This is a genomic window from Caldanaerobacter subterraneus (genome assembly GCF_004345675.1).
In the GTDB taxonomy this organism is placed as follows: Bacteria; Bacillota; Thermoanaerobacteria; order Thermoanaerobacterales; family Thermoanaerobacteraceae; genus Thermoanaerobacter; species Thermoanaerobacter subterraneus.
Window position 1 is genome coordinate 1 of sequence record NZ_SLWU01000049.1, and the last position, 7581, is coordinate 7581.

Sequence of the window (7581 nt, forward strand, 5' to 3'; positions counted from 1 at the left end):
GGAGATAGAGATAAATGGGAAGAAATATTTAATCAAACAAAAGATGGAGGAGGAAGCTGAAGACATATTGAAGGTGATGAAAATAAAAGCACCAAGAAATTTCATTACATATGAGGAAGGTATGGAAAAAGTAATGTAGTGACAAATTTCACGCCCATTTTTTGTCAATACCTGTATTCCCAAGCCTTTTGGGTTTCGAACTAACAAAGTCAAGTTAAAAATATTAAATATCAAATGTTGCATTTATTGAGATAGTAAGACAAAATATAGTTTTAATATTTGATGTGTGTATTTAGTAGTAATACCGTTGTATTCCAATACAACAATTAAGGACGGCTATTCAGAAAATACCCATCCCAACTCTTGATAAGAATGCGAAATTTTTTCAAGTATTTTCAGACTTCCCTAAGGTCTTATCCTTTCCACTATGTTTTTTTGTTCCGTCTACTTTCTTGCAACACTTTTGGGTAGAAGGAGAAAAGATGAAATAATTGGATTCTTTCTGAACCATTCGAATGGCCTCGTCTGGAGGCAACGGTTTGCTGAAATAATAACCTTGAACTTTGTCGCACCCGCTCTCTACAAGACAATCAAGCTGTTCTTTTGTTTCCACACCTTCGGCAGTTACGCCGAGTTTCATCCTGTGTCCCAAGAAAGTAATCGCATCGACAATAGCCTTATTTACCTCTACCTTTATCTCGCTCACAAACGACCTGTCAATTTTCAAACCATCAACCGTAAATTTTTGGAGGTATTTGAAAGAACTATTTTCCGTTCCGAAATCATCTATTATTATTTTGACCCCCATTTCCTTCAAGCGATAAAGGTTTCTAACCACCGTATCCATTGCTTCTATAAGGACGGTTTCAGTAATCTTCAGTTCTAAGAATCTTGGTTCAAGTTCAATTTCGTTTAGTATATCAAATACAACCTTTGCAAAATCAGGTTGCTGCAGCTGATGCACTGAAACATTCACCGAAACACTAAAACCATAATACCCCATATTAAGCCATTCTTTCATTTGCTTGCAGGCTGTCCTTAACACCCATTCACCTATAGATATTATTTGTCGTGTTTCTTCAGCAATTGGAATAAAATGAATGGGACTGATCAGTCCTTTTTTAGGATGCTGCCACCTCAACAGTGCCTCCATACTCACTACTTTACCAGTCCTTGCATCAACAATAGGCTGATAGTGCAAAAAGAACTGACCTTTTTCCAAAGCAAACCTTAAATCTCTTCTTATTGTGCTGACAATTTCGACTTCTTTCCTCGTAATGTTGTCAAAATATTGAAAACTATTTTTCCCATCTCTTTTAGCCTTGTACATCGCTATATCTGCATTTTTGACTATAGCTCTTTCATTTTTTCCATGGTCAGGATATATGGCAATACCTATGCTAACAGTCACATACAATTCATAATTATTGAACTTTATCGGTTGGTTGAAAAGTTCCAATATTCTGTTTGCAACCTTATTTGTATCGTCAATATTAATTATGTCAGGTAGCAAAATAACAAACTTATCACCGCCCACTCTGGATACTGTATCTGATTCACGCAGACACGCTTTCAGTTTCCTGGCAACCTTTTTCAATAGCCTGTCACCTATATGATGTCCCAGGGAGTCGTTGATTGTTTTGAAATTATCAAGGTCGACAAAAAACACTGCAAGTTTCTTCCCATTCCTTTTTGCATCTGCCATGGCAATTTTGAGCCTATCCATAAACACCTCCCGGCGAGGAAGGCCAGTTAAAGGATCATAGAATGCCATGTATTTTAACTCGCTTTCCATCTGTTTCCGTTCAGTAATATCCGTGTGCGACCCTGCCATTCTTATGGCTCTGCCCTCTTCATCCCACAATGCCTTTCCCCTGCTTAGAACCCAAATATATCTACCGTCTTTTGTTTTGATTCTGTATTCGCATAAATAAAATGGTGTCTTTTTCTCAAGATGATTACGTAGATTATTGATGACTATTTTAATATCTCTAGGATGAATGAATTTAATCCATGTTTCATAATAGTTGTTTACTACTTCTTTATCTAAACCAATGATATCCTTCCACCTCTCGGATATGTAAGCCGTATCCGTTATCAAATCCCAGTCCCATAGTCCATCGCTTGCTCCTTCAACTACCAGTCTGTAGCGTTCTTCGCTTCTTTTCAATTCATCTTGCTGCCTTTTTATTTCAATTAAGTTCTGCCTCAACTCCTCTTCTCGGGCCATAAGTTTTTCATTCATTGCAGAGAGCTCTTCCTGTTGAGCCATCAATTCCTCGTTTAAAGCAAGAAGGTTACTATTTGCTTCTTCAAGTCTTCTTTCGGCATTCTTTAGGTCTGTAATGTCTATACCAGTTGAAACAATATACCTGTTTCCTTCATCATCGCAAATAATACTGTTATGCCACATAATATAAATTTGTCTGCCATCCTTCAAAACCATTGGATTTTCACATTTGTAATGAATGCCTCTATCTTCAGTATCGTCCAAATTTTCTTTTATACGGCTTATCATGTCCCTGGGAATTATTGAACTTATATCTATCCTCTCTGTTTGTTCTTCAACGGCTATACCAATTACAGCGTGGGTATATCTGTTAAACCAAACTACTCTACCATCCAATGCCCAGACTACTATAAGCATCTGCTCGTTTTCAAAAATTCTGCTTAAAAATTCTTCTTTCTTCTGAAGATAAGCAATTGATTTCTTTGATTCTTCAATAAAACTCTTATTTTTCCTCTCACTAGGCATCTTCTCTATCATTCGCCATTAATTTCTCCTTTCTTGACAACTATTTTTTAAACAATGTCTTCGACGACTTTTTCATCTTTGTCCAAATATAATTTTATTTTTTCACCATTTCTTAATTTGTAGCCTATTTTATCAAAGTATAGTTCGACTCCTTCATAGCCGTAAAGAATTTTTACTATTGAATTTTTACTTCCCTTTAATAATACACGACTACCAACGCCAAGCGATCCGGCTTCTTTTATGAAGATATTTTTCTTAAATTCGATCGTGCTCATCCTAACCTTACCATTAATAGAAACCGAACCATTTGTAGAAATTTTTGTGTTATAACAGCCTGCTTCTGAGGTTATAATTACGTCCTTCATAGCGTAAATTTTGCTGTCATGAACCCATTTTGCAAGTATATGTCCCTTGTTTTCATGTTCCTCTGTTAAAATTCTTGATATGAAGAGGATTTTTTCATAGATTTCTTTTAATGAATTCAAGTGTTTTATAAGACCAATAATATCGTAATCCAAAATGTTGTTAAGCGTTTTAACGAGACTTTTTAAATCCTCCAGAAGATTTTGAAGTACATTTGACCTGCGTATCATACTTATTTCTGTTGATGATGTTTTTAACTCTTCTTTTAAGGTTTCGATTAATTTGATCTTCTCACTTAAATGTCTGGAATTATTCATAACGGTTGGTAGTTCTCTAATATGGAGGAAAATTGCCGATAATTTCTCAACAATAAGATTTACAGCGTGAAGTTCTATTTTATCAAAAATGTTTCCTGGTAAAAAACCGGCGTGTAACTGGCTATCAACAATTCCGCCAGAGATAATAATATTTTGCCCTCCCTCAACTACTGATTCGTAAACTGAACCCAGTATCTGAACATTTCCTGAAGCAATTATTTGATTACCTTTTTCGACATTTCCGTTTATTATAACATCGCCCTCGAATGTTACAGGTCTTGAATTCTTCGGGATACTTCCTTCGTAAAAGAACACAGGAATAGAGTAAAAAAAATATACAAATTTATCAGTTTCATCTTTTTTATGAACAACCGGTCTAATGTCAGCTATCGCAACTATCTTATCTTCATCTTCTTTAAAAACTATGGAATCGCTGAGAATTTTTACTTCAACGTCTCTTACAGGTGGTGCATTTATAATTCTACCTCTTACGCTAATTCCATTTTCACCTTTTATGGGTTTATGTAGTTTCCCGATAACATCACCTTTTCTTGCAAAGGGTATACTTGCCATATCAAATATATCTTCTTCAGAAAAAGTTTCTGTATAAAGAATTCTTGGCTTATCGATTTTTATAATAAATTCCAGATAACCATCCCTGCCACTTTTATATGGTATTCCTCTTGCTATCACCGCTTCTTTTTTATTTTGGGTATATACGCTAATTAACGCACTTTTATCTATACCTACTATAATTCCGTTCTTACGAAGTTTGCTTTCCACTATATTTAAAAATTCATAGATATCTATATCACCCCAAGAAGAAAAAAGGGTTTTTCTTAAGGTTACAATCATTTCATCATCCGAGATTTCTAAAATAATCCCCATTTTCTTCAAAATATCGCTTAATTCTATTTTCATAAAAACACCCCCGTATGTTAAGCGCCCCAATGGATAAAATATGATATACGTAAATACAGGAACTCTTTAAGCGTTGCTGAGCTTTGTTTTTCATATTTATCCGTTCCAAGCAGCCATATATGTAGTTTTTGTTCATCGGGCAGCGATTTTGCCCTAAGCTTTCTTAAGATTTCACCACACGATAAATACCCTTGCTTTTAGCACGTTTAATACCAGGCCTATATGGGACTTCCACGCTTTAGCTTACTCCATGCCGGGCGCACCATACTATTTTTACGTTATTATCTATTAAATTACTATATTCGACAAAAAAACCGTAATTCCTTCTAAAAAAAAAAAAAAAAAAAATTAAGAAAATTATTTTAAGACGGTCAACTCAAAAAGACACAAAAGTAATATAATAGTGATGGTAACTAATTAACACTTAATTCTGACCTAATGAAAATTTTACACAAAAATTTGAACTTGAATAGTCATTTTACTGAAATAACCTTTTCATTTGATTTTTTAAAGTCTCTTTTTGCTACCCAAAATACTTTCTCATGTTCTAAATATACTTCTTTCCCGTCCTATTAGTAAAGCTCCAATTAGACGAATGCCAGATTCCAGTCTTGGGAATCTACGTTTAAAAGGGTCACTGGTAAATTTACCATTGCAAAGTCTTGAAACTCTTTAAGAGAAGGGTACCAACGTTAGTGACTATACGTTAGTTTTGTCTCTTTTCTGTTCTTTTATAGGATTCAGCTTTGATTTGCTCAGTAGTCCGAGATACCAGGATTCGAGTAAGCACAGACTCTACGAATTTAGCTAGCTTTTCATCTTTAGCTCTTTTTACAAAAAGGTAATGCAAAATTTCAAAATCTTATGGTAATATTGTATTGAGTTATTTCTCATCCCGGAAGAATGATTTTTGGCTTTGTTTCCACTTTTATTCTAACCAGGGGAGGGGAATGGCTCAATCCCTCTTACACAAGTATATAGACTTAACTGCAACCTTGATTTGATAATTGTGGTCAAAAAAGTGACACTCCCCTTCACAACTGTTTTGCAGAAAGGGATGTAAGTCAAATATCCCGTTCCTGTGGATTTATTGGTATGCACTCTATGGAAGAGTATGAGAGCATGAAAAATTATTCAGGATTTTACAAAGTAATTAAAAAAGAAGCTGTGTAGATTTACCCTATTTTGCCTTAGGAGGGAAGAAAATGCGAAAGAGGATGAGGGAATACGGTATTACATTAGGCCTACTTCCGACCGGCCCTTTAAATGCTATTACTGATGTAGAAGGAGTAACGGTTGGACATGTGACATTAATTTCCGGCGAAGGAAAGCTTATCCCCGGAAAAGGGCCGGTGCGGACAGGAGTAACTGCAATTGTGCCCCACAGCGGAAACATCTTTAAGGAAAAACTTATCGCCTCATGTTACGTGGGGAACGGATTCGGAAAATCTATAGGGCTTATCCAGGTGAAAGAACTGGGAACGCTGGAGACACCTATCATTTTAACGAATACGCTGTCCGTTGGAACTGCTGCCGATGGTCTGATAGAATACATGCTCTCCTTTAATGAAGATATCGGCATTACCACGGGCACCGTAAATCCGGTGGTGCTGGAGTGCAACGACGGCTATCTCAACGACATTCGTGGAAGGCATGTGAAAAAGGAACATGTCATTGCGGCCATAAAAAGCGGAAAAAATGAGTTCGAAACGGGAAGCGTTGGTGCAGGCACGGGCATGATCTGCCACGGGTTTAAAGGTGGTATCGGCACAGCCTCCAGACGGATCGAAATAGGGGGCAAAGTCTATACAGTAGGTGTCCTTTTACTCACCAACTACGGCAGGATGGAAGACCTTATTTTCAACGGAAAAAATGTGGGAAGGATGTTGAAGGAAGAAATAAAAAAAGGGAAAGAGGCGGCGAAAGAAGACCAGGGTTCCTGCATAATCGTCATCGCCACTGATGCGCCGATGGATGCCCACGGTCTGGAGAGGGTAGCAAAGAGGGGAGTCTTAGGCCTTGCGAAGACGGGCTCCTTCATGGGGAATGGAAGCGGCGACATTGCCATCGCCTTTTCCACGGCAAACAGGATTTGCCATTACGGTGAGCCCGTGATGGAGATTAAGACTATATCTCCACATTCCGGTGATATAAACAAAGTATTTCAGGCGGTGGTAGAAGCCGTGGAAGAGGCCGTATGGGACTCCATGTTTACAGCGGAAAGAATAGTGGGAAGGGACTACCATGAGGCTCCGCTTTTGCCGGTGGAAAAGCTGGCGGAAATGATAAGGCAGGACTAAATAATCATTATATACAAACACAAAAAAGACCTATCTTAGATGCTAAGAGATTATTTCCAGAATTAATATTCCTTCATCTGGAACTTTTTTAGCCACTTCTTTTGCACCTTCAAGAGAGTGATCCCTGAAGTTCTTGCACGGTATTTTGTTAGCGGCAGAAACTTTTTCTGATTCTAAAACCCTTTTTAGGAAGGTCTTCACCGCTTCTTTAATTTCATTCAGGGGTGTTACATTAAATTTTTTGGCTTTTTGTCAATAGTTAGGGTGGGGATTTTTTTGAATGCCCGCTTTTAATTTTATTTCTCATTCTATTACAGCAGGCATTTAGAATAAATGCTCTATTTTTTTATATTCATAAATCATATTCAAAAGGCAAGCTTAAAACACCGAAACTTTAGCTCTGGTTCTTGGATTATAAACAAAAAATGGTTGATACTGTACACAAAAAAATTTTAAAATGTAATTAAAAGAGTCAAAAGAGGTAGGGAGCTAATAATGAGAAAAATAGTAAACAGAGAAGACAAGATTATAATCAATTATTCTCAATCTAAGGGCGGGAAACAGTGCAGTTTTAATCTGGTTTTTCCTTACATAAATGATACCGAAATTGATGTTGCATTAGTTGCAGAACAGAGCGATTCAGGAGAATGGAATCCTCTGAAGGCAATCATTGATAAAGAAGAGACAACAGCCGATGAAGAAGAAGCAGCAAAAGATCTTGCGGATTTAACATGGCACATATATTCGAGAAAAGAACGAAAAAAACTGCTGCCTCCCGTTGTAAACTTATGGGAAGAAGGAAATTTAATAATAGCGGCCTGCTTAAGTGGAAAATACGGAGAAAAGTTCTTTACAGCAAAGCAGCAGGAAAATTTAGAAAAAGAGGTACTAAATTCGGACAGGTTAATATGCTGGTGGCCAGATC

General features: G+C 36.9%; 4 protein-coding genes and 1 pseudogene. 2 read left to right on the plus strand and 3 right to left on the minus strand.

Annotated features, from left to right (window positions below; all coding sequences use genetic code 11):
* Positions 1-385 precede the first annotated feature (385 nt).
* Both EV203_RS12795 and EV203_RS12800 read right to left on the minus strand, forming a co-directional pair.
* Positions 386-2767, minus strand: coding sequence for a GGDEF and EAL domain-containing protein (locus tag EV203_RS12795; RefSeq protein WP_132040860.1), 2382 nt, complete (start codon positions 2765-2767; stop codon positions 386-388).
* Between the two features lie 35 nt (positions 2768-2802).
* Positions 2803-4356, minus strand: coding sequence for a FapA family protein (locus EV203_RS12800; protein ID WP_132040861.1), 1554 nt, complete (start codon positions 4354-4356; stop codon positions 2803-2805).
* Positions 4357-5561: 1205 nt separating this feature from the next.
* On the opposite strand from EV203_RS12800, the gene EV203_RS12805 reads away from it, so the two are divergent.
* Positions 5562-6656 (plus strand): DmpA family aminopeptidase, encoded by a 1095-nt coding sequence (locus EV203_RS12805; protein WP_132040862.1) that lies wholly within the window; start codon positions 5562-5564, stop codon positions 6654-6656.
* A gap of 42 nt (positions 6657-6698) precedes the next feature.
* Here EV203_RS12805 and EV203_RS12810 read toward each other — a convergent pair whose 3' ends face one another.
* Entirely contained in the window at positions 6699-6878 is a 180-nt protein-coding gene (locus EV203_RS12810) for an S-ribosylhomocysteine lyase (RefSeq protein ID WP_132040863.1), read from the minus strand.
* A 273-nt stretch (positions 6879-7151) separates the two neighbouring features.
* Between EV203_RS12810 and EV203_RS12815 the strand changes: the two are divergent.
* A pseudogene (locus EV203_RS12815) lies at positions 7152-7581 on the plus strand (hypothetical protein); the annotation flags it as partial.

Excerpts from the sequence above, each read along its gene's own strand:
- EV203_RS12795 (WP_132040860.1), bottom strand. The coding sequence starts at position 2,767 with ATGATAGAGAAGATGCCTAGTGAGAGGAAAAATAAGAGTTTTATTGAA.
- EV203_RS12800 (WP_132040861.1), bottom strand. The coding sequence starts at position 4,356 with ATGAAAATAGAATTAAGCGATATTTTGAAGAAAATGGGGATTATTTTA.
- EV203_RS12805 (WP_132040862.1), top strand. The coding sequence starts at position 5,562 with ATGCGAAAGAGGATGAGGGAATACGGTATTACATTAGGCCTACTTCCG.